We start from the raw sequence: 24,634 nt of genomic DNA, 5'->3' as shown, positions 1-24,634 counted from the left end.
GAGGGAGATGGCTGTTGAGGTTGTGATGCCGAAATTGGGCATGTCGATGAAAGAAGGAATGGTATCCGTCTGGAATAAGTCAGTCGGAGAGACCGTAAATAAAGGGGAAAGCATTGCAAGCATCAACTCTGAAAAAATTGAGATGGAGATCGAATCACCTGCTGAAGGCACCATATTGGATATAAAAGTGTCTGAAGGAGAAGGTGTACCGCCTGGCACGGTCATCTGTTATATCGGTGAAGGGAATGAACAGGCGGAGGAAAAGACAGAAAGAGACGTGCAGTCAAAACCAAAGAAAGAGAGAAAGAAAATTTCCCCGGTTGCTCGGAAAATTGCTAATAGCGCCAACCTAGACATTGATACCCTGGTGGGGACAGGACCCGGAGGAAGAATTACGAAAGAGGATGTGCTTCATGCGCTTCCAGAACAGACAGAGAAAAAGCAAAATGAGCCAGCGCATCCACCTGTTAACATGATGAGGAAAACAATTGCCTCAAGGATGATGGAAAGCCTGCAAACAAGTGCACAATTAACAATTACGATGAAAGCGGACGTGACAACACTGACAAAATTACAACATGAACTGAATGTAACAGCCATAGAACGTTACGATACAAAGTTGACCATCACCGACTTTGTAGCCAAAGCAGCCATCCTTTCATTACTAGAGCACCCTGCGATGAACAGTCAATATCAAAATGACAGAGTGGAAACGTTTGACGACGTTCATCTTGGGATAGCGGCTGCTTTAGATAACGGGCTGGCTGTGCCGGTTATTCGCCAAGCAGAGCGGTTAACGCTCATAGAGCTTGCGAGGAAGATTAAATCGTATGGCAAAAAAGCACGTGAAGGCAAACTTCAGCATGATGAAATCAAAGGTTCTACCTTTACGATGACCAATCTTGGAGCCTATGGTGTAGAGTATTTTACGCCAATTTTGAATCCGCCTGAAGCGGGTATCCTTGGCATCGGCACCATGTATGAAACCCCTGTTTACCAAGAGGATGAATTGTGCAAAGGTACCTTCCTGCCACTTAGCCTTACGTTTGACCACCGTGTACTAGACGGGGCACCAGCATCCGCATTTTTATCAACGGTTACATCATTTTTAGAAAAACCAGCATCCATTCTTTTATAGGAAGAAGGTGAAAACACGATGACACTTGTCATTATCGGAGGTGGACCTGCAGGGTATGTAGCGGCATTGACAGCCGCTCGTTTTGGCAGGGAGGTTGTGTTAATTGATCAAGGTCAGTTGGGGGGAACCTGTCTTAATGAAGGTTGTGTGCCAACCAAAGCACTTTTACAAAGCGCTGATATGTACGAGCAGGTGAAGAAGGCTAGACATTTTGGAATTGAACTTTCAGACCCAAAGCCTATCATCCAATGGGATGTTGTTCAAAAGCGAAAACAGTCAGTCATCAAGCAACTGACTGATGGTGTTCGCTATTTGATGAAAAAAAACAAAATCAACGTGTTACATGGGAAGGCATCATTTCTTTCTGCACATGAGATGTTGGTTGAACGTGACGGAAATGTTGAAATCATTCAAGCAAAACAAATCATCATTGCATCAGGGGCTGTGCCTGCTTCCTTACCTTTTGCTCCATTCGATGGGAATTGGATCATTCACAGTAAGGATGCCATGTCGCTCTCTTCGATACCAGATTCGCTTTGTATCATTGGTGGAGGGGTGATCGGTTGTGAGTTTGCGAGCATCTTTAGCAGAATGGGGACAAAGGTTGTCATGGTTGAGCAGGCAGTACACATTTTACCTGAAGAAGATCGCGATATTGCACAATGTCTTCACGATCAACTTGAAGAAGATGGGGTGGAAATGTTGACGTCGTCTTCAGTCAAACAGCTTGATTCAACCTCAAGAAAAGTTGTCATTGAGAAAAGTCAAGGTGAGCGGTGTGAAATCCAGTCTGATCTTTGTTTAGTGGCAATTGGCAGAACGCCGCAGCTTGGAGAGTTGAACCTTGATCAGATTGGCCTTGAATATGACAGGAACGGAATCTACGTCAATGAGCATATGCAAACCAATCTCCCGCATATCTATGCGTGCGGTGATGTGACAGGCGGTGTTCAGCTTGCTCATGCTGCTTTTCATGAAGGGACAATTGCGGCATCACATGCATCAGGAGAAGATTTAAAGGTCAATGAACAAGTGATTCCGAGATGCATCTACACATCTCCTGAAATTGCCAGTGTGGGTTTAAATGAAGAGAAAGCTAGACATCAATATGGGGATATTCAGATAGGGACATTTTCATTTTCTGCAAATGGAAAAGCGTTAATCTTAAATCAACCAGTTGGTCACGTAAAGGTCATTGTAGAACCGCAACATCAAGAAATTATAGGTGTATCCATCATTGGGCCGAATGCAACAGAACTGATTGGACAAGCGGCGGTGATGATGCATACAGAGTCGACCGCTGATTCATTAGAGCAGTTTATTGCGGCACATCCGACACTTTCAGAGGCGATACACGAAGCCTTGCTGCAAACAATTGGACGAGCAGTGCACTGCTGAAAGAGACTTTTTTCTATCCGCCTGACTTCGTGGGTTAGCAACGTTAATTGAAAGCGCTTTTATAATTAACTATAATGAATAAAAAGCCCCCAGAGGAGAGGATGGAATGAATCCGACGCCTTGTTATTTAAATACATGGAAACGTTTTGTTCGTGAAGGTTTGCTTGATAGGTCACGTCTGAATAAGAGAGTGATGGAGTCATGGCACAGGTGTAAACAGGCAAATGTAAATCCGTATTTAGATAAAGGACAGTCGTTGTTAGATCATGAATTATTCAGTGCCCAAAAAAAGAAATATTCATTATGTCTAAATGCCGCTCTTCCCTACTTAAATAAAATCAGTCAGCAATTAAAAGAATCTGACATGGTGGCCTTACTCATCGATGCAGACGGTTATGTGCTAAGTCTGACAGGTAGCCAAAGGACGATGGTAGAAGCAAGAAAAATTAACTTTATGGAGGGCGCGCGCTGGACCGAAACAGATGTAGGGACGAATGCTATTGGAACGGCACTGGTCATCGGGGAGGCTGTGACGATAAACGGAACGGAGCATTTTTCTGTCGCTTCCCATCATTGGAGTTGTTCAGCTGCTCCTATCCGTGATGCAGACGGTACGATCATCGGGGTGATTGATATCTCCTGTATGGCGGATAACAGGCACCCTTTTATGCTTGGAATGGCTTCAACAGTTGCTTATGCCATAGAAAGAGATATTCAAGTCCAGCAAAAAAAGAGAGAGATGGAGCTGATCAGTCATTGTCTCCATCAGGTGGAAGCGGACGAACCATATGTTGTCTGTAATGAAAAAAAGCAGATTGTTTCTGCGAGCAGGCCGATTAGAAAACGATTTTCAGACTGGTACGGAATGGATGTCGAGCGGCTGATGGGCGAACCATTTGCGATCCGGGGCACGCAGATCATTCAGTCGGAGCAAGACGGGAAGATGCTTGGCATGTCTTTTTCGCTTGAAGAAGCAGCCAAAAGCAACATAACCGTTTCTTTTGCTCAATTTCCCGGGGAATCTGGTACAAGTAAGGTATTTCAACAGACGCTCAGTGAAATGAAGCGAGCGGCACAAACAGATGCAAATGTATATATATGGGGAGAAACAGGTACAGGGAAAGAACTGGTAGCTAGAGCAATTCACTTAGCCAGTGAAAGGCATAAAGGACCGTTTGTTGCTGTTAATTGCGGGGCCATTCCTGAAAGCCTATTAGAAAGCGAATTATTTGGTTATGCTGAAGGGGCTTTTACTGGGGCAAGGCGTCATGGAGCTAAAGGGAAATTTGAACAAGCCCATAAAGGCACTCTTTTTTTAGACGAAATTGGCGAAATTCCATATGCGATGCAAGTGGCGCTTCTTCGGGTCATAGAAGAAAGGAAAGTCGTACCGCTTGGCGGGACACATGAAATCCCTTTGGATATTAGAATCATTACAGCGACACACCGTAATATGAACGAACTATTGAAGGAAGGGAAAATACGTGAAGATTTGTATTACCGTCTTCATGTCTATCCAATCAACATCCCGCCACTGAGAGAAAGAAAGGAAGACATTCCTGATTTATATCGTTACTATCAAAAGAAAAACCGCTGGAATGCGACGTTTCCTGAATCATTTTTTCATAAACTGGAAGCGTATCATTGGCCAGGAAACATACGTGAGCTTTTTAATCTTTTTGAACATATAAGGGTACTGTTTCCTGAAGGAGGATGGATGGGTGCATCACAATATGCTGAAGTATTAGAAACGATCGATCAGAAAAAACAGAAGCTGCACCCACCACAATGTACCGAAATTCCAAAAGAACTCACGTTTAGGGAGCAGATTCAAAAGCAAACAGTGATAGAGGCACTGCATACAACGAAAGGTCATGTGTCAGAAGCAGCGAGGTTAGCAGGGGTGCCAAGAAGCACTTTTTACAAGTGGATGCGAAAGTTTAGGCTGTCGTAATCATCCGGAAGAAGCCTGTATCAAGGGACTCTGGTCTCCGTTAAGAGGTCGGGGTCTTTCTGCCATGTTACCAAAAGGAAGGGAAAAAGGCTTGACTGTTATATTAGTATATGTTAAATTATAAAAGCCGTCGCAAATGGAGCAGGAATGAAACGCTTAAAAATTCTTGACACATTTTTCTGGCATAGATATAATGAAACATGTCTTATTATTCCGCAGTAGCTCAGTGGTAGAGCTATCGGCTGTTAACCGATCGGTCGTAGGTTCGAGTCCTACCTGCGGAGCCATAATGGAGAAGTACTCAAGTGGCTGAAGAGGCGCCCCTGCTAAGGGTGTAGGTCGCGCGAGCGGCGCGAGGGTTCAAATCCCTCCTTCTCCGCCATGATCATATGGCCCGTTGGTCAAGCGGTTAAGACACCGCCCTTTCACGGCGGTAACACGGGTTCGAATCCCGTACGGGTCATGTTTTGTTTTTTGATTCGTTGGGCTATAGCCAAGCGGTAAGGCAACGGACTTTGACTCCGTCATGCGTTGGTTCGAATCCAGCTAGCCCAGCCATTTTTATATATATGTTTTTCTGCATAGCAGATGAGCCATTAGCTCAGTTGGTAGAGCATCTGACTTTTAATCAGAGGGTCGAAGGTTCGAGTCCTTCATGGCTCACCATTGTCACGCGGGTGTGGCGGAATTGGCAGACGCGCTAGACTTAGGATCTAGTGTCTTTATGACGTGGGGGTTCAAGTCCCTTCACCCGCATTGTTTTTTCAAACAGTGCACATATGAACATATGAGCACACCATACACGCGGTCGTGGCGGAATGGCAGACGCGCTAGGTTGAGGGCCTAGTGGGTGAATAACCCGTGGAGGTTCAAGTCCTCTCGGCCGCATTAATGAAACCAAAGGTGGTTAAACCTTTGGTTTTTTAGTTTCTAAATGTGAATCTAATCAGTATCTACCCACCTATTTTATGTAAGTGTTTTTTTTGTTTAAGATTGAATTTTTATTATATAATGTCGTCTGATTTTTCTGCCGTGGTCTTTGAAGTTATTCTCTCTTTTAAGCTTTAATCATAAAGCTGTTCCAATTGGAACGGTGACGCTACTGTCTTTAGATGTGATTGACTTCGGTCGTTAAAAATAAATCTTCTGTTGGTACTAAAAGATTTATTTATGATTATTTGGGTTTGTTCTGGAAAATAGAAAACTGTGGCATTTGGAGGAATTCCCCTCAAAATAACATAATAATGGTCATTAAAAGCGTTGAAATCTCTTTGCAGGTGATAAAGAAATTTTTTACTTCCTAGAGGAGACGGGGGAATTTTTAAAGGCTATAGAGGATCTTTTAGCAATGCTTTTATAAATGTGACCTTCATATCTAAACATTGATTAATGACACAGCCAAAAAATATAGAAATTGAATAATCTATCTCAAAAACACTCACTGTTTAGGTGAGTGTTTTAAATATAAATAAATCAGGCTACATGAGCTTGTTTAAATTAAAAGCTCTTTTTTATATTTTTCATTATCTAAAATTTTATAACCGATAAAGTTAGTATAATCTTCATTTTCAAAAAGGAATTCAATCCCTAAAAATGTGGATGAGCTTTTTACAGGTTTATCAACCAATAAAAAATAATATGAATCATCTATTTGTTTATACATTTGAGAAATTTCGTTATTTTTTATATAAATTGCTTCTTCCCCGAAAATCTCCAAACCGACTATCTTGTTTTCTCTATCAATATCTAATGCTATTAACTCGTTAGCTTCTAACTCTTCTGTTTCCTTAATTTTATATTTATATTTTTTATTAAAGACATATATATATCCAAAGTTAGCTGCTTTATCAAAAGTTATCCTATTTTTCATTATCTTCATTATTTCCACCTCTTTTTAATTCCACTTTTATATGTTGTAGTCAAAGTATTGCCCTGTTTAGCTACTGCTACACCCTTATAATGATATATTGTAGAGTTATACTTTGGATCATAATACTTTTTACCGTATTTCACCGCTTCAAAGACTTGTTTAGGAGTAATCTGACGTTGAATCATTCTCCTGTCTTATTTGTGTCACTATGTCATGTGTGATTCTTTTTCAAATCAACAAATTGCAATAATTTCCGATTCATGCTATAATAAAAATAATTATTTTTGTTCGGCGTAAAGGATAGCATGAAGATTGACTTTTCGTCTTGAGGGTACTTTGGGCAAGGATAGTATAATACATTGTGTGGTAAACGCACGAGGAGGCAACAATCATGGAACAAGGTACAGTAAAATGGTTTAACGCAGAAAAAGGTTTTGGATTTATCGAACGTGAAGAAGGAGACGATGTATTCGTACATTTCTCAGCTATCCAAGGTGACGGATTCAAATCTTTAGACGAAGGTCAAAAAGTAACATTTGACGTAGAGCAAGGTTCTCGTGGAGCTCAAGCTGCTAACGTTCAAAAAACTGCTTAATCTTCATTTTTTTTAAACAGGTTCTCTAACAGAGAGCCTGTTTTTTTGCATCAAAAAACCCTACTCAGCGTGCAAGTAGGGAGATGTTACAAGGTAATCGCAAAAAAATTCATGCTTCAAAGGTTTAGTTACAGTATAGCATATTAGATTTACAAAATGCGGAATTTTCCTAAATAATTTCTTTTTCTTTACTGAGCCGAAGATAGGGGGATTTGTTCGTAGAGAACATGTATTCAAAAAATGGGGAAGCAGGTAGACAATATTAGCAGAAACTCTTGATTTGTTTTTCAGTGATTCCTTTGATGACTTCTAGCTCACTAAGCAAATACCCATAAGCATCGTCAAGCATTTTCTTTTCGCTTGCATTCAGTCTTTTTTCTTTCTTCATTCGCATGAGATCACGTACCACTTCAGCGCCTTCTAATATGTTACCCGTTTTTATTTTGTCCGTGTTGATTTTATATCTCTCTTTCCATGGCAATAACTTATCTGATGTTCCATTTTGAAAAGTGTATATGATGTTCTTTAAGGCAAGTATATCTGTAACAGGTCTTATCCTTGACCTTGACATCTTCTTTGTAGGAATCATCACTTTCATATGGCTAACGGCCATCTTAATGACATAATACGATTGTTTTTTATCAGAAAATTCTTTTTCTTCTATGGCCTCAATTATACCTGCACCATGCATTGGATAAACAATGTTATCACCGACTTGAAACATATCATCCACCTCCATATATAGAACCTACTTTAAGGGTACCACACATAAGAGTAAAATAATCAAATTTTTAATAATAACACGATTAATTATTTTATGTCAACGATTTTTGATCAAAATATAAGAGGGTTATTGATTTATTCCATAACATCACGAAAACGAAGATAAGCAAGAAATGTTTAAACAGGATATCTCCACCTTCACCATAAATGGTTGAAGCATCAAAAGGCCAGCTAATCAGGCCAGCCTTTCAAAATCAATTTCGATCATAATGTTGAAATATCAATAACAAAGCGATAACGCACATCACTTTTCAGCACACGTTCGTACGCTTCATCGACTTGATTGGCGTTGATCACTTCAATTTGTGGCGCGATGTTGTGAGCAGCTGCAAAATCAAGCATTTCTTGTGTTTCTTGAATGCCGCCAACGAGTGACCCGGCAATGCTACGCCGGCCGGTGATTATGGTTGTCCGTTCAAAATTCGCTTTTGCATGTGAAACACTTAAAACGTTTGATTGATGCGTCTGACACATTCTTGATCATCCTTTCAAAAGTAAGTTTCGGTTGTTCCACTATACTGTACGTCTTAAAGTGAACTCTAAGTCAAGAGAGAACCTTCTGCTGCCATCAATTCAGGCTTTTGCATCATCCTTGAATAAAGAATTGAACCAAAAGCATCTTGTTTTCTTTATTAAAAATGAAGACCTGTGACGAGTCACAGGTTTTGTTATGAGGTTCTTTTTTGAAGGGAAAGAAGGAGGATGAGTCGAAAATAACAATTGACAAGGCGGACAATTGTCCGTAACATAAGACCGGGACAATTGTCCTGAAAAGAACCTAAAGAGTCTTGATGTAAAATATAGAGATAAGTGCAGTGTGGATGAAGGGAAAGAAGGTAAGGCATCATGGAAAAGGATATTGGAAAGGAAATTGAAGAGGTCGCCTTCTCCTTGTTTGAAGAGTTTGGTGTAGAAAATGTCAGCATGCATAAGATCGCAAAAACAGCTGGTGTCGGTCAAGGGACTCTTTACCGCCGCTATGCAAATAAAAGTGACTTGTGTCTTTCTATATTAGGAGAAAAATTTGAACAGCTGATCCCTGCTTTACATCTGTATTTGAGCAAAATAAGTGATCAACCGGTTCGAGATCGTCTGCAATATGTTCTCGAGGAGATCCATCTGATTGTCGGACACCACTTAGACTGGGTTCGGATGCTCACGATCTCTGGGAATTTAGAGCAGACAAGTAAAGTATATGATTGTCATTACAGTCAATCACTCAAACAAATCATTCGCGGTTTGCTGGAGGAAGCGAAAGAAAAAGGGGAAGCGAACATACAAGATATTGAGCTGACGACATTATGTATGTCCTCTCCAATGACGCCTGAACTCATGTTTTATATTCATGAATCTGGCTATTCAATCGAGAAAATTGCACAATTCGCTGCAGAAAGACAGGTTTTATCCGTCTTTTCATAGACTTTGAAGTGGCTCATTTCTGACCAGCCTGACTTCTTATGATTTACCCTTATTTGAAAAAGAAAAGGAGCCAACTTAATATGAACAAACAGCAAGCGGCAGCTTCTGATATTCGAACGCTGCCCATAATTATTTCATTTATCACAGCTGGGTTTATTGGTCTGTTTAGTGAAACGGCACTAAACATGGCGCTCAGAAGCTTAACATTAGACTTTGGCATTGAAGCGACGACTGCTCAGTGGCTGACAACAGGATATTTATTAACACTTGGTATTCTCGTTCCAATTTCAGGCCTCATTCTTCAATGGTTTACAACAAGACAGCTTTTCATTACGTCGCTCGTCTTTTCGATCATTGGGACATTTATTGCCGCAGTTGCACCAGTCTTTAGTATTTTAATGATTGCACGTGTGGTGCAGGCAGTCGGAACAGCCTTACTTCTTCCATTGATGTTTAATACGATTTTGGTCATCATTCCACCTCATAAGCGAGGCAGATCAATGGGGATTATTGGTCTTGTGATTATGTTTGCACCAGCAGTTGGTCCAACGGTCTCAGGTCTTATTCTTAAATCGTTAACATGGCATTGGATTTTTTGGATTTCGCTTCCGTTATTAATGGCTGCACTTGTATTTGGTTATATCTTTATGCAAAATATTACGGAACCAACAAGACCAAAAATCGACATCCTATCAATTGTGCTTTCAACGATCGGTTTCGGTGGAATTGTATATGGCTTTAGCAGTGCCGGTGAAGGCGGCGGCTGGAGCAGTATGCATGTGATTGTGGCGATTGTAGTGGGTGTGATTGGTATTCTTGTGTTCTCCCTCAGACAGCTGAACATGAAAGAACCAATGCTGAATTTAAGCCCATTTAAATATCCGATGTTTGTCATAGGATTACTTCTGATCTTAGTATGTATGATGGTGATGTTATCTGCTATGATGATTTTACCGTTATATTTGCAAACGTCTCTGGCGCTTTCTACATTTACAGCTGGTTTAATGCTGCTCCCAGGCGGCATTATCAACGGATTACTATCTCCAATTATGGGGGGACTATTTGATAAATTCGGACCGAAATGGCTTGTCATCCCAGGCCTTGCCATTGTCGCAGTCACGATGTTTGGCTTCACGAATTTAAGTGTGAATACGTCAATCGGCTATATCGTGACGCTTCATATTACATTAATGGTAGGGATCGCTATGATTATGATGCCAGCTCAAACAAACGGATTAAATCAGCTCCCACCAGAGCTATACCCGCATGGTACAGCGATTATGAATACATTGCAGCAGGTGGCTGGAGCGATTGGCACAGCGGTCGGGATCTCGATCCTGTCTTCAGGTGCTCGTAGCTTTATGAAAAATGTGGCTGATCCGTCAAATCCGGTCAATCAGCTGCTAGCCTTTACAAACGGCGTACAGCATGCATTTATCTTTGCTGTCATCATGACCGTCGTAGGTTTGATCATTGCTTTCTTTATAAAACGAGTGAAGGTTGAACAGCAAGTATCATAAGACATATTCAAAGCACTGAGGGCATTGGGGACTGACCCCATAAAGTGAGACAAATAAAAACACCTTTAAGTTGAAAATCGGGTATATCATACCTGAAAACAATTTGGAGGTGTTTTTTGTATGGGAACAAGAGCCAGTTACCCCGCAAGTGTAAAAGAAGAGGCGGTTCAGATGAAGTTGGCAGGAGTCTCAACAAAAGAAATCATGGACAAGCTAGGAATTAAGAATAAAACACAAGTGAAAACTTGGATGAAATGGTATCACAATGGTGAAACCCACCGGTTTCATCAACCTGTTGGAAAGCAGTATTCATACGGTAAAGGACCTGAATACCAAGATGAAAACGAGAGATTGAAAACAGAAAATCGCTATCTAAATCAACAAATAGACATATTAAAAAAGTACCGAGAATGGGAAAGGTGGTGGAAAAAGAAGCACTCGTGTCGATCTACGAAACGGTAAAAGATAAAGTGAGTGTCAGTGAATTCTGTCAGCTATTTGAAGTGGCTAAATCAACATTTTATCGTTGGAAAAAACAAGATCATCATCACTCAAAGCAACATGGGTTAATCAAGCTTATTTCAACACTTTGTAAGTTGCACAAGTATATGTATGGGTGTAAAATAACGGATCTTCTACGCAAAGAAATGAAGATCAACCATAAGAGAGTACAACGAATGATGCAAACCTACGGTTTGCAGTGTCGTGTGAAAGTGAAAAAGCGTAAACAGACCGGTCAACCCTATTACATTGCAGAAAATCACTTAAAACGAGATTTTTCTGCGACCAAGCCACTTGAAAAATTGGTGACTGATATCACGTATTTGCCATTTTGGCAAAAAATGCTTTATCTATCCAGCATAAAAGATTTATATACAAGTGAGATTGTGGCTTATACGATTGGTGATAAACAGGATGTTTCTCTAGTTTTAGATATATTGAAGCAGTTAAAGACACTGCCTAAAGGCTGCGTACTTCATAGCGATCAAGGTTCGGTCTACACTTCATATGCTTATCAAAAGGAGATAAAGGAAAAAGGCATTACCATGAGCATGTCCCGTAAGGGAATGCCCGCTGATAATGCCCCATCGAATCCTTCCACTCCAGTTTAAAATCAGAAGTATTTTATCTCCACCACCTGACAAACACTACAACAGCCATTGTAGAAAAAACAGTCAGGGAGTATATTGATTATTATAACAATATCCGAATTCAATTGAAATGAAACAGCCAGTCACCAAAAGAGTTTCGGCAACTGGCTGTTTCGTAAAGGTGTTTTGATCCCTGTCTCAAAAACGGGGGTCAGTCCCTGAATCCTCTGCTAAAACAAAGAATCACAAATCCAGTAGATGAGACTGCTTAGGATCATTATGGGAACGGATGCCGGGCTATCATCAATAGGTTAAGTGGGACCGGCTCACTCTATATTCTGTGAAATTAGGTATTTGGATAGAAATAAATGTTGATCACCATGATTTTTTACCTTTATTTGGCACTAGCTCTTTTGCCTCATGCTGATGAATGAAGGAATGGTATAAAGTAAATCCTATAGACACAGATATAGCCTTTCATCCATTACATTTAAGAAAAGAGATGATCGAATGAACGTAACAAAATGGTTTGGAGCTGTTCTTCTTTCTGTTTCATTATTGATGACAGCAGCTTGTGCCAACACGAACACGCAAGAGAATAATAATCAAAGCGAAAAAGAAAGCGCAACCAGTGAAACAAAAGAAAAAAACACGACTGTTGAGACAGGGAACAAGTCATTATCCAATATTAAGGTGCTCGCAACAGGCGGGACAATTGCTGGTAGTTCGGACAGCGATACAGATACGACGGGGTATAAATCTGGTTCACTTGGCATTGATAAAGTCATTGATTCAGTTCCTCAGCTGAAGGATATTGCGAACGTGACAGGTGAGCAGGTAGCGAATGTTGGCAGTGAAAATGTTGATAACGCACTTCTTTTAAAATTAGCCAAACGAGTCAATCAACTGTTAAATGATGACGAAGTGGATGGCATTGTGGTCACACATGGCACAGATACGCTTGAAGAGACGGCTTATTTTTTACATTTGGTTGTCAAAAGTGATAAACCGGTTGTGGTCGTTGGCTCTATGAGACCTGCCTCAGCTATCAGTGCAGATGGTCCGCTTAACTTGTACCATGCTGTAAAAATTGCATCCACAAAAGAAGCAAAAGGCAAAGGTGTGATGGTGACATTAAATGACCGAATTGCCTCTGCCCGGTTTATTACAAAGACGAATACCACCACAACAGATTCTTTCAAGTCTCTTGAGCAAGGATACATTGGAGAAGTGGCTGGTGAAGTGGTGTCTTTTTACAACGAACCGACAAGAAAACACACAGCTGACAGTGAATTTGATATATCTAAACTAAAAGAACTTCCGCAAGTCGATATCTTATACGGCTATCAAAATGATCAAAAATATATGTATGATGCAGCGGTCAAAGCAGGAGCGAAGGGCATTGTTGTTGCCGCAGCAGGAAATGGAACGATGTCCACCGAAGCGATCAAAGGAGCAAAAGAGGCAGTGAAAAAAGATGTGGTTATCGTGAGATCAAGCCGCGTAGGAAATGGCATTGTCACACATGAAAAGATGGATGACGAGCTTCATTTTGTGTCATCGGATTCATTAAATCCACAAAAAACACGTATTTTGCTCATGCTCGCATTGACGAAAACAAAAGATCCAGATAAAATTCAAGCCTATTTCGAGCAGTATTAATAAAGAAAAACCCCCTCCAAGTATAGTGTAACAGCCGAATGAAAAACAGGAATTTCACACTATTTACCTAGGGGGATCATCTCACATAGTAGGTCTTCTTTTATACATGTTCCTGATGTTCAGCACGCTTCTTTAAAGAGAGTAAAATATCTCGCCAAATCTCGTCTACGTCAGTAAGAAAATGTCCCGCTTGATCTATATAAGAGGTTTTGACGTTTGGAATCGTTGCAGCTATTCTTTCTATCTCTGCAAATGGAGCCATCGTATCTTCCTTTCCATGCCAAACATCAACCGGGATTTGTATATCTTTTATAGCGAACCCCCACGGTCGAGTGAGCAAATCTGGTTCATGAATGCATTCATCCACAGATTGACGAGTAGCTTCGTATAAATGAAGCATCATTAGCTCCAGCTGCTCATCGGTTTGAAGGAATTGACGATCCCAAGGATGTAAATGTTTGTTCCCTTTTTTCGTGAGTTTCTTGAATTTCTCTGGTTTTTTTTCAATTAATTTTTTCTGAGCGCGATAGCTTGCCTTTAACAGCCAAGGAAATCTTTTACTGAGGAAAAAGGCAAGCTTATTTTCCTTTAGCATACTTTTAGGTGGTTTACCGTCCTGAAACGGGGTGGCACTTGAGACGAGAGCAGCTGAAAGAATGCGGTCTGGCAATTGATAGGCACAACCAGCAGCGAATGCTCCGCCTCCAGAGACTCCAATGACTGAAAAATGAGAGATGCCAAGGTGATCGGCCGCTTCCTGTACGTCTTTTGCCCAGTCTAAAATGGTACGGTCAGGCTTCGGATCAGATAAACCAAAACCCGGTCTGTCTAAAGAAATGAGACGAATGCCAAGCTCTTTTGAAAGAGGATCATCTTCTAAAAACATGATTCTAGAACCAGGTGTACCATGAAAAAAGAACACGGGATAGCCTTCACGATCACCGTATTCGATTACCCCCAATTTACGTCCATCTTGCAAATGAATTATATTCATTAATACATTCAACTCCTTAATAGTTAAGTTATCTTAAATATTGAACGGAGAAACACCCTGTTAAGGTGTTTCTTTTGCAATTGTATAGAGCTTTTCATAAAGAGATAAGAGTGTTTTTAAATCTTCCTTTGGAAGCTTTGCATAGTATTTTTGAATAAGGTGCAGTTGAATTTTTTCGATATTTTTGTGATATTCATGCCCCTTTTGCGCAAAATCAACAATAATCTCTCTTCGATTATGTGGATTAATTTCTCGTTTGATATATCCTAGCTGTTCAAGCTTTGAAATGAGCTGGCTAGCGGCACTAGAAGAAATCGAAAAATAATCAGCTAGTTCATTGATTGTTCTCGTTTTGGTACGCAATAATTCTAGAGTCAGCTGTTGCTTCGTTGATAAATCCGCATATTCATTTTTTAAAAATCGTTGGTACTCTTCTACATAAATAGAGCCTAATGCATTCGAGTAATCTATAATCTGTTTGCTGAAATGTAGGATTTCCTCATCCAAATACATCACCTCTTTTCTTTTTTATTATATGCCATTTTAATAGTTAAGTGAAGTTAAATGTTTAGATAAATTAATTATTGGAAATGCCCGGCTTAGTTTTACGTGTTTCAATCCTTGTGGATGGGCGCTTTTTCATTGTGCTGTGGGTAAGATCATTTTATAATAAAAATAAACCAACTGGTCGGTTTTATTTTGTCCGTATGAAGAAATGTAAGGGAGAAGGGATTGTAAAGAGATGACAAGTACACAAAGCGGCGCTGAAAAGAGTGAGAAGACGAAGCAAAAGATTGTCACCGCGTCACGTGATTTATTTGCGAAAAAAGGATATTCCGAAACATCTGTGCGAGATATTCTAGAGGCTGCTGAGATTAGTAAAGGCAACCTCTATCATCATTTTAAAGGAAAAGAGTTTTTGTTCCTTCATATTATGGAAGAGGATCATCGATTGATGATGGAGACGTGGCATGAGAAGAAGAAAACGCTGCATCTGGCCATTGATAAGCTCGCAGGGTTTGCAGAGCTGCTCAGTCAAATGGGGATTAACTATCCTTTAATGAGAGCTAGTGAAGAATTTTGTGCCAGTGCATTTACATCAGATGAAGTCATGGAACGGCTGAATAAAATTGATGCCGACTTTGATGATGTGATGAGAGACATATTGCTTGAAGGGAACGAAGACGGCAGTTGGTCGATTGAGCATGTTGAATCGAAAGTGAAAATCTTACTTTCCGTTTTTTACGGATTAGACGTGTTATATAGAAATGACACGATGCAGGAGAAAAAGGAATTACAAAAAGAGGCGATCTCATTGTTTATTCACGGAATCAACCATCATGAGTAACAAGTGAGTCAGTAAAGGAGAAACAAACATCATGCAAAAAGCGATTCGTGAGCAAAAAGCGGTACTCGTTATTTTATTAAGTAATATATTTATTGCGTTTTTAGGCATCGGCCTCATCATTCCTGTCATGCCGCTCTTTATGAATGTGATGCATTTAACGGGCAGTACAATGGGATACCTTGTGGCTGCGTTTGCTGTTGCGCAGCTCATAGCATCACCCATTGCTGGAAGATGGGTAGACCGCTACGGAAGAAAGATGATGATCGTGTCAGGGCTGTTTCTATTCGCATTATCAGAACTCGTCTTTGGCTTAGGGACACATGTGTATGTTCTTTATTTTGCAAGGGTTCTGGGCGGCATTAGTGCGGCATTTATCATGCCGGCTGTCACTGCCTATGTCGCAGATATTACAACTGTTCAAGAAAGATCAAAGGCGATGGGATATGTATCTGCGGCCATTAGTACCGGCTTTATCATTGGACCTGGAATTGGCGGGTTTATTGCAGAATACGGTGTTCGCCTGCCATTTTTCTTTGCAGCTGGTATTGCATTTATTGCCGTCATTTCGTCTATGTTTATGCTAAAGGAGCCGTTAACAAAAGAAGAACGAGCGAAACAAATAGATCAAGCGAAGGAATCGACCTTCTTTAAAGATTTGAAAAAATCTATTCATCCAAGCTATCTCATCGCCTTCATCATTGTGTTTGTTCTGGCGTTTGGACTATCTGCATATGAAACGGTCTTTAGCTTGTTTACAAATCATAAGTTTGGATTTGGTCCAAAAGATATTGCGATTATCATTACTGTCAGTTCGATTGTAGCAGTCATCATCCAAGTGCTTGTGTTCGGTAAACTGGTGAATGCTCTTGGGGAGAAACGAGTCATTCAGCTATGCTTGATTATCGGGGCGGTCCTCGCTTTTGTTTCGACAGTCGTTTCAGGCTTTTTGGTCGTGCTGATCGTCACATGCGTCATTTTCCTTGCGTTTGATTTATTGCGGCCGGCATTAACGACCTTCTTATCAAAAATCGCTGGTAATCAGCAAGGATTTGTCGCGGGCATGAATTCTACCTACACGAGCCTCGGTACAATTTTCGGTCCAGCGCTTGGCGGTATTTTATTCGATCAAAATATTCATTTCCCCTTCCTATTCGCGGGTGTTGTTTTATGTCTTGGGTTAGGCTTAACCCTTATTTGGAAGGGGAAGGTGACAGAAGCGGCAGCAGGGACAGCAGCTGACGATTGAGTCATCGACAGGATGAGAGTCAGCCACACAATCGAGACAAAGGACGTTTGCATAAATTGATGTTTCATTTCCTTAATCATTTGAATCGCTCCTTTATATAAGTTGATCCATAAGATACAGAATCATCCCTCCATTCACAAATATGCACTTTAGCTATTACGAAGCCTATTGGGGAGAAATAGATCATTTTCTATCCAATGGGATCGGGGTGGCCGTTGTAGATGGTGAAGATGTGGTCAGCGAATGTATCTCTATTTTTTCAAGTGAAAAACGTGTGGAAATCGATATTTGGACAGATGAACCCTGCCGTGGAAAAGGATTGGCTTTGTTAGCAGCTCAGCGAATGATCAGCATCTGTGTTGAAAAAGGGAAGACGCCTCATTGGGATTGCGATGTCCATCACCTAGTCTCAGCCAAATTGGCAGAGAAGCTGGGATTTCATTGGACAAAAACGTATGTCTTATTTTATGCCTCACGCTGAGAAGGTTTTGAGATACCAAGCATCCATGGCAGAATGCTCCGAGCCTTCAAGTGGCTTAGAAAGCAGAGAAAAGTCATACCGTTGATAAAGGCCAGTAGCAGCTTTTAATTCACGTCGGGTTTCTAAATAACAGGCATCATAATATGTAGAGGCGTATTGCAGTGCCGTATCCAACAGCTTCTTGCCCGCCCCTTTTCCCTGTGCTTTTGGACTTAAATAAAGCTTTTGTAGCTCACATATGCTATCTGTGAAAGGGGCGATGCCAACGCCGCCAACAATTTCACCATGCTTTTCTGCAATCCAATAGGCTGCATGAGTCAATGATTGATAGTATTCGAAAAGCTGATCCAGATGTGGGTCTGTATAGGCTGTACCTTCAATCGCAAGATTCGCTGATTCTAATGACTGACGAATAATGTCCGCGATAAAAGGATTGTCCTGTGGTTGAATAGGTCTAATGTTCATTGGAAAAACCTCCGTTGTCGTAGGATAAAAAGAGAATAGGAGTTGTTGTTATATGTTCTGGCTGCAAACCGCTATTTTTACGATCGTTGTGCTCTGCCTCTCATGGTGGGCAGGAAAAAGGCGAAGACACCGCCATGCTGGGCTAATTGTTCCGATATGTATCACCTTGTTTGGATTGGTCTTATTGGTGAGCAGTTTCTTCATTGGCAGATGGGAAGGAATGATGCTTAGTATATCAGGCGTCTCTATCGTTCTATCTTCTATGATTTGTTTGATCATCGTCACAGGGCTTCTTTTTTTTAAAAAAGATGACGCTTCTTAGATGGGGGTATCTTGATTGTTGATTTGATTGTATTCTTCACGCAGGATGCCCATCATGATGACATCTGAATAAGTCCCGTTGAAATAGAACGCTTGACGTCTTTTTCCTTCATATTGAAATCCGGCTTTCTCATAGCTTCGAAAAGCTCTTTGATTATGGGAAAAGACTTCAAGCTCAAGGCGGTTGAGTTCTAATGTATCAAAAGCGAATGCTTGAACCATCCGAGCCGCCTCTGTCCCGTAGCCTTTGTGAAAATGCTCTGGTCCATGAAGTGCAATGCGAAAGCTGGCCGTATGATTGATTGGATCAATGTCCACAATCGCCGCATCCCCAATCATCTCCTTTGTGTCAAGCAGACAAATGGCGAAGTCCCGTCTACTGTCATCCTGCAGAAAGCGGGTATAGGCTGAACGAATTTCCTCTAGTGTGAACGTTTTGCGTGTGCCAGTCATGTAAAGAGTTTCTTCATGCTGGCAACCTCGATGGATACCAGGATAATCTGGCTCTTCAATCGGTCTCAAAAATAAACGACTCATGATGGATCATCCTCCTCTATATATCGGGAGATTTCAATTAAATTCATATCAGGATCACGGATATAAATGGATTCAATCGGACCTAATGTACCTGTTCGCTTTACGGGTCCCTCTTCAATGGGAACAACTTGCTTTCGCAAATGCAGCAGCAAACTGTCCATATCTAAATCGGTGATAAAGCATAGATCAGCAGATCCAGGCTGGGGGTGAGCCGCTTTTGGTTCAAATTCATGTCCGGCTTCATGAAGGTTGATTTTTTGCAAACCAAAACGAAGGGCTTTACGGCCTTCTCCAAAAGTTTCTTCCTTCATTCCTAATACGGTTGTATAAAAGCGAATGGTTTCCTCCATATGTTGAACAGTCAACACGATATGATCAAGTCGTCGTATCATCAGCCTCTCCTCCAAGTATGATCATTGATTGAACTGATTTTATTATATCATTACCTGAAGAGGATACCTTATTGAATCACGGTGTTGAAGACATGAATCTGGATGATGACAAATCCATGTATCCTTTGTCTTTCCTTTCTGATACAATCAAAATAGAATGTGTGTTCTTATTTAGGTTAAGGAGTGATGAGATTGAGTCAGAAAAGGAAATTGCTTTTTTATGGGGCAATGAGTATTGATGGCTATTTAGCGAGAGAGGATCACCGGCTCGATTGGCTAATAGGGACAGAGGGCGAAGAAGATACGAACTATGATGACTTTTATGCGTCAATTGATACGCTGATCATGGGGCGCAATACATATGAACAGGTTCTTCAGCTGTCACCAGAGGAGTTTCCTTATGAAGGAAAGACTTGTTATATCATGTCACGTACTTTACAAGACAGTCTGAAAGGAACTCACATCATTCGCGAAGATATCCTATCATTTGTGAAGAAAATAAAAAATGAAACAGGTCAGCATATCTGGATTGTCGGCGGCGGGGAACTGCTCCAATCTTTCATAAAAGCAGGATTGGTTGATGAGCTTTATCTTCAAATCGTACCTGTCATGATTGGGAGAGGCATTCCTCTGTTTTCCCCAGCGGATATGGAATCCAGATTTTCATTAAAAGAAGTACGACAATATAAGCAAATAGCTGAAATGCATGTTGTCTTAAAAGAAGAGGATCACTGACCTGGGGTGGTCTTTTTTTGATGAAACAAACACGTTGACAAGAAAATATCCTAGTGTTAGGATAAATTTATCCTAGTTTTAGGATTTCTTGAAAAAGGAGTAGTTGCCATGGTGCAGCCAGAACATGAATTAGACTTAAGGCTTTTCCGTGTATGGATGAAAGCCTATCAAGCCCTTTTTACAAATATCCAAAAAGACATTGAACGCTATGATATCGGATTTGAAAATTTTCAAATCCTTGAATTGCTTTATAGTAAAGGACCGCATCCCGTCCAAAAAATCAGTGAGATCTTGTCCATTCCAAGCGGAAGCATTACATATGTGGTCAACAAGCTAGAAAAACAAGAACTGGTCAAAAGGCAATGTGCACCCACGGATAAACGTGTATTCCATGTAGTGCTGACGGATAAAGGGAAGCAGCTATTTGACGACATTTTTCCAAAACATACAGATGTCATTTCACAAAATCTGTCCTTTGTTACATCAGAAGAAAAAGAGCAGCTCATTGAATTGCTAAAAAAAATCGGTTTAGGTGCAAAACAACTTCATGAAAAGGGGAAACAGGATGACACTCAGCTTTGATACATTGGTACGTGAAAGACGATCAGCATCCAATTTTTTACCAAATATCTCGATTTCGAGAGAAGAGCTTAACAGCATCTTTGAAGAAGTGAAGCTGGCACCTTCAGCCTTTAATTTACAGCATACGCAATATGTCGTCGTCCAATCAGAAGCGCTTAAAGAGCAAGTAAGAGATGCAGCATTTGGACAATATAAGGTACATTCCGCTTCAGCAGCGATCATTTTGCTCGGCGATCCGAAAGCTTATGAGCAAGCAGGAAACATTTATGAAGGCCTAAAAATGCTCGGCATCTTAAATGCGCAGCAATATGAGGAAATGGTCAGAGAGACAAAGAGTTTTTATGAGCAGAGAGGGTCAGATTTTCAGAAAGAAGAAGCGATTCGCAATGCTTCATTATCTGCCATGCTATTTATGCTTGCCGCCAAAAACAAGGGCTGGGATACGTGCCCGATGATCGGTTTTGATCCCGAAGCAATGAAAAAAGTGTTAAACATCGAATCCGATCTGGTTCCTGTGTTAATGATCACGCTCGGTAAAGAAAAAGTAGAAAGCAGACAAGCGAGAGGCTACCGAAAGCCTGTCTCTGAATTTGTAACATATTTATAAGATAGGAGGTTCCATCCATGGAACTAGGAATTAGTACATTTGTAGAAACAACACCTGATTTTCAAACAGGGAAAACAGTCAGCCACGCACAGCGTATTCGAGAAGTCGTAGAAGAAATTATTTTAGCAGATCAAGTAGGTCTTGATGTATTTGGAGTAGGAGAGCATCATCGTAAAGATTTCGCCGCATCGAATCCAGCAGTCGTATTAGCAGCGGCAGCCACGCAAACAAAGAATATTCGCCTGACAAGTGCTGTCACAGTCCTTTCATCGGCAGATCCTGTGCGTGTATTTCAAGACTTTGCGACATTAGATGGACTATCTAACGGACGTGCAGAGATCATGGCTGGCCGAGGATCATTTATTGAATCATTCCCGCTCTTTGGCTATGACTTAAATGATTATGAAGAATTATTTGAAGAAAAATTAGATTTACTGTTGAAATTACAGCAGTCAGAGCGTGTGACGTGGAGCGGAAAGCACCGTCCAGCCATCCAGGATGTTGGCGTATATCCAAGACCTGTTCAAGACCCGCTTCCAATTTGGATTGGCAGCGGAGGAAACAGAGAATCTGTCGTACGTGCTGGATTATTAGGGTTACCGCTTGTACTTGCCATCATTGGTGGTAGTCCTAGACAATTCGCACCGCTTGTTCAGCTATACAAGCAAGCCGCTGTTCACGCGGGACATGATCCTGAGAAATTAACAGTTGCTTCACATTCACATGGGTTTGTAGCGGAAGAAACAGAGCTGGCAGCAGATCAATTTTTCCCTTCTACACAGCATGTCATGAATACATTAGCAAGAGAAAGAGGCTGGGGACCTTATACTCGTTCTACGTTCGATGCAGCGAGAACGTTAGAAGGTGCCTTGTATGTGGGAGATCCAGATACTGTTGCAGAAAAAGTCATTCATCTGCGAAAAAATGTAGGAATCACACGCTTCATGCTGCATGTACCAGTTGGTTCAATGCCGCATGATCAAGTGCTGAAAGCCATTGAGCTATTTGGAAAAGAAGTCGCTCCTAAAGTAAGAGAAGAAGTTACCCGCTGGGAAGCAGAGCAAGAATAAACAAAAAGGTCGATCAAGTGAATAGGCTTGATCGACCTTTTCTTATGCTTAAGGATCAATAACACATGGTTTCACTGTAGGACATGAAGCAGCAGAAGCAAGTGGTGTGGCCGTCAAGGTAAAGAGGAAAACAAGTTGAAAACAGATGAGCCATTTTTTCATGAAATCACCTCCGTTATCAATTGTTTCACTAGAATGAGATGAGGAGAAAATCATAGTAGTATGTAACGATCTCTATCCAGTATAAGACAATCATATCATAATTTTCAAAAAAATGAAAAAATAACTTACGAAAGTTCTAGATTATGGTATGGTTAATATGTTCAACAAAAAAAGGGAGGGATTTTTTTATGAAAAAGGTCATGTCTTCTGTTTTGGTTGGAGCAATCGTTTTAACAGGTGCTGGGGTCACTACTGTCCCGGTGGAAGCAAAAGAGAAAGCGAACAGTGCCATAACGGTTCAAGCGAGTCGAACGGTCTCGGAAACAAGAACTTATACGACGTCAAATATCCCATCAAGTATTACATATGCAAAGGATGGCTGGGTCGGTATTTTATATCAATCATCAATTGAAGAGTTAGGCCTTGGAAAATACAACGTCACATTTACTGGAACGGTTGTGCGTGATCCGGGGTTTGAATAAATAAAAGCTGACAGGTGGACAAGCCTGTCAGCTTTTTTAATGAGGATAATAAAGAATCATTTGCATTCGGACCATCTGTTCTCCTGATTGTTTATACTCATGGGCACGATCCGCTTTGAAACGAATAGAGTCGCCAGCTTCTAATGTATATTGCTCATCACCGATGGATAAATCAAGCGTTCCTTCAAAAACGGTAATCAATTCCTCTGTACCGCCAATATGTTCTTCGGCACTTAACGACCCGTCGGGATCAATTTCTACCTGATACACTTCGAATTTTCTTCGATCATCAAAGGGAAAAGTCGTATACACACGATACCTTCCCTCATCCTCAGTTAAAACCTGTCCGTCTTCTTTTCGCACTACCTTGATTTCAGGCTGCGGTGCGTAAATGAGTTCACTAAAAGACACCTTTAATCCATTCGCAATTTTCCACAAAGTCGTGATGGTGGGGGTTGATTCTCCTCTCTCGATTTGTCCAATCATCGTCTTACTCACACCCGTTATGTCAGCCATCTTCTCTAGGCTTAATTTCTTTTGTTCTCTTAGATGTTTTACATTTCTAGCAATAATCGATTGTACATCTTCCATCAAAAAACTCCTTTCTGCATTTGCTTTATAACGACCGAATGGTACAATAAAACGTAATATACGCAATAAAGACTTTTAGGTCTAAATAACGTATGAAAGAGGGGTAACATCTTGATTGTTTCCATGCTGATCTATGCTTTTGTCACCAGCTTCACCCCGGGACCAAACAATATCATGGCCATGGTCTTTACAAACAAATATGGGGTCAAGCAAACATTTCGATTTTGTTTAGGTGTGGGTATCGGGCTTTTCGTCATTTTGTGTTTGAGTGGTTTCTTCAATATGATTCTTTATCAAGTCATGCCGAAAATAAGCTGGGTGATGGCATTCATCGGAGCTGGCTACATGATTTTTTTGGCTGTCAAAATCATGAAAAGTAAGGGCGGCAATGACGATACACTAGACCGCTACTGCAATTTATCAATCCGAAAGCGATCTTGTATGGGTTAACGGTGATTTCAACCTTTGTTCTGCCATATGGACAGTCCAATATGCAGTACATGTTAATGACACTGATTCTCGCACTCATTGGATTTTTAGGTACGTTCAGCTGGAGTCTATTTGGCTCTGTATTCAAGCGTTTTTTGAATCTTTATCAACGGCCGTTCCAGCTCGTCATGGGACTTCTGCTTATGTATAGTGCATTTTCGATGATCTGGGGCTATGTCATGTAAGCGGTTAGGAGGCCGGCCGCTGCCTGCCCATTTGATCGATGCGGCTAAAAGCTCTTTCCCGATGTGATAGCCCCAAGCTGCCTTCTGTACAGCGACGCCAAACGTCACTTTGTGAGCGAAGCGCTTTAGTGAATGCCCTTCGCATCTTGAAAAGCCTACAATTTCCCCTTCAATGTCCGCGACCAAAAATAGATGCCGGCTTTCCTTAGAATCCTCTTGAATGAGAGCTGCAAATCCTTTTTCATCAAGAAAGGCTTCTCCTGGTTCACGGTCTAAATATTCTGTTTCCCCATCAATTTTTAGTCTGAGAGCAGATAACGGTTTGGCATCTGCTAGTGCAGCAGATCGAATACGATAGGTCAAACCACGAACAGTGAACATGTTTTCAGATATGATCATTAAACAGACCACCAGCCTTTCATTCCATTATGTCTATCATACCTGAAACGTGCACGCAGCACACTCAGATGTTTTGTCATGTTCAAAAAGGCTAAATAAGCAGTATCAAACGTGGAGG

At 40.9% G+C, this 24,634-nt stretch carries 26 protein-coding genes, 7 tRNA genes and 3 pseudogenes; 25 read left to right on the top strand and 11 right to left on the bottom strand.

What is annotated here, in order from left to right; genetic code table 11:
* Window positions 1-7: 7 nt before the first annotated feature.
* The 10 genes from GPA07_RS16915 to GPA07_RS16870 all read left to right on the top strand — a co-directional run bounded on the left by GPA07_RS16915 (window position 8) and on the right by GPA07_RS16870 (window position 5,378).
* Window positions 8-1,138: a dihydrolipoamide acetyltransferase family protein gene (locus GPA07_RS16915; protein ID WP_157293022.1), complete on the top strand. Its 1,131-nt coding sequence runs from the start codon at window positions 8-10 to the stop codon at window positions 1,136-1,138.
* Window positions 1,139-1,156: 18 nt separating this feature from the next.
* Window positions 1,157-2,536, top strand: a complete 1,380-nt coding sequence (gene lpdA, locus GPA07_RS16910) for a dihydrolipoyl dehydrogenase (RefSeq protein WP_008359582.1) — start codon at window positions 1,157-1,159, stop codon at window positions 2,534-2,536.
* Window positions 2,537-2,642: 106 nt separating this feature from the next.
* Entirely contained in the window at window positions 2,643-4,490 is a 1,848-nt protein-coding gene (locus GPA07_RS16905; RefSeq protein ID WP_157293021.1) for a sigma-54-dependent Fis family transcriptional regulator, read from the top strand.
* 212 nt (window positions 4,491-4,702) lie between these two features.
* Window positions 4,703-4,777, top strand: a tRNA-Asn gene (locus GPA07_RS16900).
* A gap of 4 nt (window positions 4,778-4,781) precedes the next feature.
* Window positions 4,782-4,872 (top strand) — tRNA-Ser (locus GPA07_RS16895).
* 9 nt (window positions 4,873-4,881) lie between these two features.
* Window positions 4,882-4,953: transfer RNA gene (locus tag GPA07_RS16890), tRNA-Glu, on the top strand.
* A gap of 20 nt (window positions 4,954-4,973) precedes the next feature.
* Window positions 4,974-5,048: transfer RNA gene (locus tag GPA07_RS16885), tRNA-Gln, on the top strand.
* Window positions 5,049-5,080: 32 nt separating this feature from the next.
* Window positions 5,081-5,156 (top strand) — tRNA-Lys (locus GPA07_RS16880).
* 7 nt (window positions 5,157-5,163) lie between these two features.
* Window positions 5,164-5,246, top strand: a tRNA-Leu gene (locus GPA07_RS16875).
* Between the two features lie 48 nt (window positions 5,247-5,294).
* A tRNA-Leu gene (locus GPA07_RS16870) sits at window positions 5,295-5,378 on the top strand.
* Between the two features lie 604 nt (window positions 5,379-5,982).
* Here GPA07_RS16870 and GPA07_RS16865 read toward each other — a convergent pair.
* Together GPA07_RS16865 and GPA07_RS16860 are read right to left on the bottom strand one after the other, a co-directional pair.
* On the bottom strand, window positions 5,983-6,369 hold the full coding sequence (locus GPA07_RS16865) for a DUF2283 domain-containing protein (protein ID WP_157293020.1): 387 nt from the start codon (window positions 6,367-6,369) through the stop codon (window positions 5,983-5,985).
* The gene (locus GPA07_RS16860) at window positions 6,369-6,545 is read right to left on the bottom strand and encodes a hypothetical protein (protein WP_232532070.1); all 177 of its coding nucleotides are present in this window, start codon (window positions 6,543-6,545) and stop codon (window positions 6,369-6,371) included. Before GPA07_RS16860 ends, GPA07_RS16865 begins: the two co-directional genes overlap by 1 nt.
* A 206-nt stretch (window positions 6,546-6,751) precedes the next feature.
* Here GPA07_RS16860 and GPA07_RS16855 point away from each other — a divergent pair, with 206 nt between their 5' ends.
* Window positions 6,752-6,955 carry a cold-shock protein gene (locus GPA07_RS16855; RefSeq protein ID WP_003214229.1) on the top strand — a complete coding sequence of 68 codons (204 nt, stop codon included), beginning with the start codon at window positions 6,752-6,754 and terminating at the stop codon, window positions 6,953-6,955.
* A gap of 262 nt (window positions 6,956-7,217) precedes the next feature.
* On the opposite strand, the gene GPA07_RS16850 is transcribed toward GPA07_RS16855, so the two are convergent.
* Complete coding sequence (locus GPA07_RS16850; RefSeq protein WP_034739418.1) at window positions 7,218-7,679, bottom strand: CarD family transcriptional regulator; 462 nt, start codon at window positions 7,677-7,679, stop codon at window positions 7,218-7,220.
* 263 nt (window positions 7,680-7,942) lie between these two features.
* Window positions 7,943-8,146 (bottom strand): annotated as a pseudogene (locus GPA07_RS16845) (NADP-dependent alcohol dehydrogenase); the annotation flags it as partial.
* A 438-nt stretch (window positions 8,147-8,584) separates the two neighbouring features.
* Here GPA07_RS16845 and GPA07_RS16840 point away from each other — a divergent pair.
* From GPA07_RS16840 to GPA07_RS16825, 4 genes and pseudogenes are all read left to right on the top strand, one after another.
* Window positions 8,585-9,157 (top strand): TetR/AcrR family transcriptional regulator, encoded by a 573-nt coding sequence (locus tag GPA07_RS16840; RefSeq protein ID WP_157293019.1) that lies wholly within the window; start codon window positions 8,585-8,587, stop codon window positions 9,155-9,157.
* 80 nt (window positions 9,158-9,237) lie between these two features.
* Complete coding sequence (locus tag GPA07_RS16835) at window positions 9,238-10,677, top strand: DHA2 family efflux MFS transporter permease subunit (RefSeq protein WP_008359750.1); 1,440 nt, start codon at window positions 9,238-9,240, stop codon at window positions 10,675-10,677.
* 120 nt (window positions 10,678-10,797) lie between these two features.
* Window positions 10,798-11,902 (top strand): annotated as a pseudogene (locus GPA07_RS16830) (IS3 family transposase).
* 376 nt (window positions 11,903-12,278) lie between these two features.
* Complete coding sequence (locus GPA07_RS16825) at window positions 12,279-13,430, top strand: type II asparaginase (protein WP_157293018.1); 1,152 nt, start codon at window positions 12,279-12,281, stop codon at window positions 13,428-13,430.
* A 100-nt stretch (window positions 13,431-13,530) separates the two neighbouring features.
* On the opposite strand, the gene GPA07_RS16820 is transcribed toward GPA07_RS16825, so the two are convergent.
* Window positions 13,531-14,424, bottom strand: coding sequence for an alpha/beta fold hydrolase (locus GPA07_RS16820; protein WP_157293017.1), 894 nt, complete (start codon window positions 14,422-14,424; stop codon window positions 13,531-13,533).
* A gap of 60 nt (window positions 14,425-14,484) precedes the next feature.
* Window positions 14,485-14,937 carry a MarR family winged helix-turn-helix transcriptional regulator gene (locus GPA07_RS16815; protein WP_157293016.1) on the bottom strand — a complete coding sequence of 151 codons (453 nt, stop codon included), beginning with the start codon at window positions 14,935-14,937 and terminating at the stop codon, window positions 14,485-14,487.
* Window positions 14,938-15,166: 229 nt separating this feature from the next.
* Here GPA07_RS16815 and GPA07_RS16810 point away from each other — a divergent pair, with 229 nt between their 5' ends.
* From GPA07_RS16810 to GPA07_RS16800, 3 genes are all read left to right on the top strand, one after another.
* Window positions 15,167-15,772 (top strand): TetR/AcrR family transcriptional regulator, encoded by a 606-nt coding sequence (locus GPA07_RS16810; protein ID WP_008359765.1) that lies wholly within the window; start codon window positions 15,167-15,169, stop codon window positions 15,770-15,772.
* Window positions 15,773-15,803: 31 nt separating this feature from the next.
* A complete protein-coding gene (locus GPA07_RS16805; protein ID WP_008359768.1) occupies window positions 15,804-17,018 on the top strand; it encodes an MFS transporter in 1,215 nt (404 codons plus the stop codon).
* A gap of 208 nt (window positions 17,019-17,226) precedes the next feature.
* Window positions 17,227-17,499, top strand: coding sequence for a GNAT family N-acetyltransferase (locus tag GPA07_RS16800; RefSeq protein ID WP_232532069.1), 273 nt, complete (start codon window positions 17,227-17,229; stop codon window positions 17,497-17,499).
* On the opposite strand, the gene GPA07_RS16795 is transcribed toward GPA07_RS16800, so the two are convergent.
* Entirely contained in the window at window positions 17,491-17,964 is a 474-nt protein-coding gene (locus tag GPA07_RS16795; protein ID WP_071168032.1) for a GNAT family N-acetyltransferase, read from the bottom strand. The two genes, GPA07_RS16800 and GPA07_RS16795, sit on opposite strands and share 9 nt — an antisense overlap.
* Window positions 17,965-18,016: 52 nt before the next feature.
* Between GPA07_RS16795 and GPA07_RS16790 the strand changes: the two genes are divergently transcribed.
* Complete coding sequence (locus tag GPA07_RS16790) at window positions 18,017-18,286, top strand: YesK-like family protein (RefSeq protein ID WP_071168031.1); 270 nt, start codon at window positions 18,017-18,019, stop codon at window positions 18,284-18,286.
* Here GPA07_RS16790 and GPA07_RS16785 read toward each other — a convergent pair.
* Together GPA07_RS16785 and GPA07_RS16780 are read right to left on the bottom strand one after the other, a co-directional pair.
* On the bottom strand, window positions 18,283-18,822 hold the full coding sequence (locus GPA07_RS16785) for a GNAT family N-acetyltransferase (protein WP_008359776.1): 540 nt from the start codon (window positions 18,820-18,822) through the stop codon (window positions 18,283-18,285). The two genes, GPA07_RS16790 and GPA07_RS16785, sit on opposite strands and share 4 nt — an antisense overlap.
* Window positions 18,819-19,214, bottom strand: coding sequence for a VOC family protein (locus tag GPA07_RS16780; protein ID WP_008359778.1), 396 nt, complete (start codon window positions 19,212-19,214; stop codon window positions 18,819-18,821). Before GPA07_RS16780 ends, GPA07_RS16785 begins: the two co-directional genes overlap by 4 nt.
* A gap of 192 nt (window positions 19,215-19,406) precedes the next feature.
* Here GPA07_RS16780 and GPA07_RS16775 point away from each other — a divergent pair, with 192 nt between their 5' ends.
* The 5 genes from GPA07_RS16775 (at window position 19,407) to GPA07_RS16755 (ending at window position 22,852) form a co-directional block, all read left to right on the top strand.
* Window positions 19,407-19,949: a dihydrofolate reductase family protein gene (locus GPA07_RS16775; protein ID WP_174549224.1), complete on the top strand. Its 543-nt coding sequence runs from the start codon at window positions 19,407-19,409 to the stop codon at window positions 19,947-19,949.
* Window positions 19,950-20,057: 108 nt separating this feature from the next.
* The gene (locus GPA07_RS16770; RefSeq protein WP_008359787.1) at window positions 20,058-20,531 is read left to right on the top strand and encodes a MarR family winged helix-turn-helix transcriptional regulator; all 474 of its coding nucleotides are present in this window, start codon (window positions 20,058-20,060) and stop codon (window positions 20,529-20,531) included.
* Complete coding sequence (locus GPA07_RS16765; protein WP_071168030.1) at window positions 20,515-21,138, top strand: nitroreductase family protein; 624 nt, start codon at window positions 20,515-20,517, stop codon at window positions 21,136-21,138. Before GPA07_RS16770 ends, GPA07_RS16765 begins: the two co-directional genes overlap by 17 nt.
* A 17-nt stretch (window positions 21,139-21,155) precedes the next feature.
* Window positions 21,156-22,208 carry an LLM class flavin-dependent oxidoreductase gene (locus GPA07_RS16760; protein ID WP_071168029.1) on the top strand — a complete coding sequence of 351 codons (1,053 nt, stop codon included), beginning with the start codon at window positions 21,156-21,158 and terminating at the stop codon, window positions 22,206-22,208.
* A gap of 350 nt (window positions 22,209-22,558) precedes the next feature.
* Complete coding sequence (locus GPA07_RS16755) at window positions 22,559-22,852, top strand: hypothetical protein (RefSeq protein WP_157293015.1); 294 nt, start codon at window positions 22,559-22,561, stop codon at window positions 22,850-22,852.
* Between the two features lie 36 nt (window positions 22,853-22,888).
* Here GPA07_RS16755 and GPA07_RS16750 read toward each other — a convergent pair whose 3' ends face one another.
* Window positions 22,889-23,443, bottom strand: coding sequence for a helix-turn-helix domain-containing protein (locus GPA07_RS16750; RefSeq protein WP_008359792.1), 555 nt, complete (start codon window positions 23,441-23,443; stop codon window positions 22,889-22,891).
* 111 nt (window positions 23,444-23,554) lie between these two features.
* On the opposite strand from GPA07_RS16750, the pseudogene GPA07_RS16745 reads away from it, so the two are divergent.
* A pseudogene (locus tag GPA07_RS16745) lies at window positions 23,555-24,117 on the top strand (LysE family transporter).
* On the opposite strand, the gene GPA07_RS16740 reads toward GPA07_RS16745, so the two are convergent.
* Window positions 24,001-24,516 (bottom strand): GNAT family N-acetyltransferase, encoded by a 516-nt coding sequence (locus GPA07_RS16740; RefSeq protein WP_232532068.1) that lies wholly within the window; start codon window positions 24,514-24,516, stop codon window positions 24,001-24,003. The pseudogene GPA07_RS16745 and the gene GPA07_RS16740 overlap by 117 nt on opposite strands.
* Window positions 24,517-24,634: the final 118 nt, after the last annotated feature.

This window comes from Bacillus sp. ms-22 (assembly GCF_009759805.1).
In the GTDB taxonomy this organism is placed as follows: Bacteria; Bacillota; Bacilli; order Bacillales; family Bacillaceae; genus Bacillus; species Bacillus xiamenensis.
Note: the sequence above shows the minus strand (reverse complement) of the source record. Positions and strands in the feature narration are given on the sequence as shown.

Bases quoted from the DNA above. Each gene is read 5' to 3' on its own strand.
- GPA07_RS16915 (WP_157293022.1), top strand. From the start codon at position 8: ATGGCTGTTGAGGTTGTGATGCCGAAATTGGGCATGTCGATGAAAGAA.
- lpdA (WP_008359582.1), top strand. From the start codon at position 1,157: ATGACACTTGTCATTATCGGAGGTGGACCTGCAGGGTATGTAGCGGCA.
- GPA07_RS16905 (WP_157293021.1), top strand. From the start codon at position 2,643: ATGAATCCGACGCCTTGTTATTTAAATACATGGAAACGTTTTGTTCGT.
- GPA07_RS16865 (WP_157293020.1), bottom strand. From the start codon at position 6,369: ATGAAGATAATGAAAAATAGGATAACTTTTGATAAAGCAGCTAACTTT.
- GPA07_RS16860 (WP_232532070.1), bottom strand. From the start codon at position 6,545: ATGATTCAACGTCAGATTACTCCTAAACAAGTCTTTGAAGCGGTGAAA.
- GPA07_RS16855 (WP_003214229.1), top strand. From the start codon at position 6,752: ATGGAACAAGGTACAGTAAAATGGTTTAACGCAGAAAAAGGTTTTGGA.
- GPA07_RS16850 (WP_034739418.1), bottom strand. From the start codon at position 7,679: ATGTTTCAAGTCGGTGATAACATTGTTTATCCAATGCATGGTGCAGGT.
- GPA07_RS16840 (WP_157293019.1), top strand. From the start codon at position 8,585: ATGGAAAAGGATATTGGAAAGGAAATTGAAGAGGTCGCCTTCTCCTTG.
- GPA07_RS16835 (WP_008359750.1), top strand. From the start codon at position 9,238: ATGAACAAACAGCAAGCGGCAGCTTCTGATATTCGAACGCTGCCCATA.
- GPA07_RS16825 (WP_157293018.1), top strand. From the start codon at position 12,279: ATGAACGTAACAAAATGGTTTGGAGCTGTTCTTCTTTCTGTTTCATTA.
- GPA07_RS16820 (WP_157293017.1), bottom strand. From the start codon at position 14,424: ATGAATATAATTCATTTGCAAGATGGACGTAAATTGGGGGTAATCGAA.
- GPA07_RS16815 (WP_157293016.1), bottom strand. From the start codon at position 14,937: ATGTATTTGGATGAGGAAATCCTACATTTCAGCAAACAGATTATAGAT.
- GPA07_RS16810 (WP_008359765.1), top strand. From the start codon at position 15,167: ATGACAAGTACACAAAGCGGCGCTGAAAAGAGTGAGAAGACGAAGCAA.
- GPA07_RS16805 (WP_008359768.1), top strand. From the start codon at position 15,804: ATGCAAAAAGCGATTCGTGAGCAAAAAGCGGTACTCGTTATTTTATTA.
- GPA07_RS16795 (WP_071168032.1), bottom strand. From the start codon at position 17,964: ATGAACATTAGACCTATTCAACCACAGGACAATCCTTTTATCGCGGAC.
- GPA07_RS16790 (WP_071168031.1), top strand. From the start codon at position 18,017: ATGTTCTGGCTGCAAACCGCTATTTTTACGATCGTTGTGCTCTGCCTC.
- GPA07_RS16785 (WP_008359776.1), bottom strand. From the start codon at position 18,822: ATGAGTCGTTTATTTTTGAGACCGATTGAAGAGCCAGATTATCCTGGT.
- GPA07_RS16780 (WP_008359778.1), bottom strand. From the start codon at position 19,214: ATGATACGACGACTTGATCATATCGTGTTGACTGTTCAACATATGGAG.
- GPA07_RS16770 (WP_008359787.1), top strand. From the start codon at position 20,058: ATGGTGCAGCCAGAACATGAATTAGACTTAAGGCTTTTCCGTGTATGG.
- GPA07_RS16765 (WP_071168030.1), top strand. From the start codon at position 20,515: ATGACACTCAGCTTTGATACATTGGTACGTGAAAGACGATCAGCATCC.
- GPA07_RS16760 (WP_071168029.1), top strand. From the start codon at position 21,156: ATGGAACTAGGAATTAGTACATTTGTAGAAACAACACCTGATTTTCAA.
- GPA07_RS16755 (WP_157293015.1), top strand. From the start codon at position 22,559: ATGAAAAAGGTCATGTCTTCTGTTTTGGTTGGAGCAATCGTTTTAACA.
- GPA07_RS16750 (WP_008359792.1), bottom strand. From the start codon at position 23,443: ATGGAAGATGTACAATCGATTATTGCTAGAAATGTAAAACATCTAAGA.
- GPA07_RS16740 (WP_232532068.1), bottom strand. From the start codon at position 24,516: ATGATCATATCTGAAAACATGTTCACTGTTCGTGGTTTGACCTATCGT.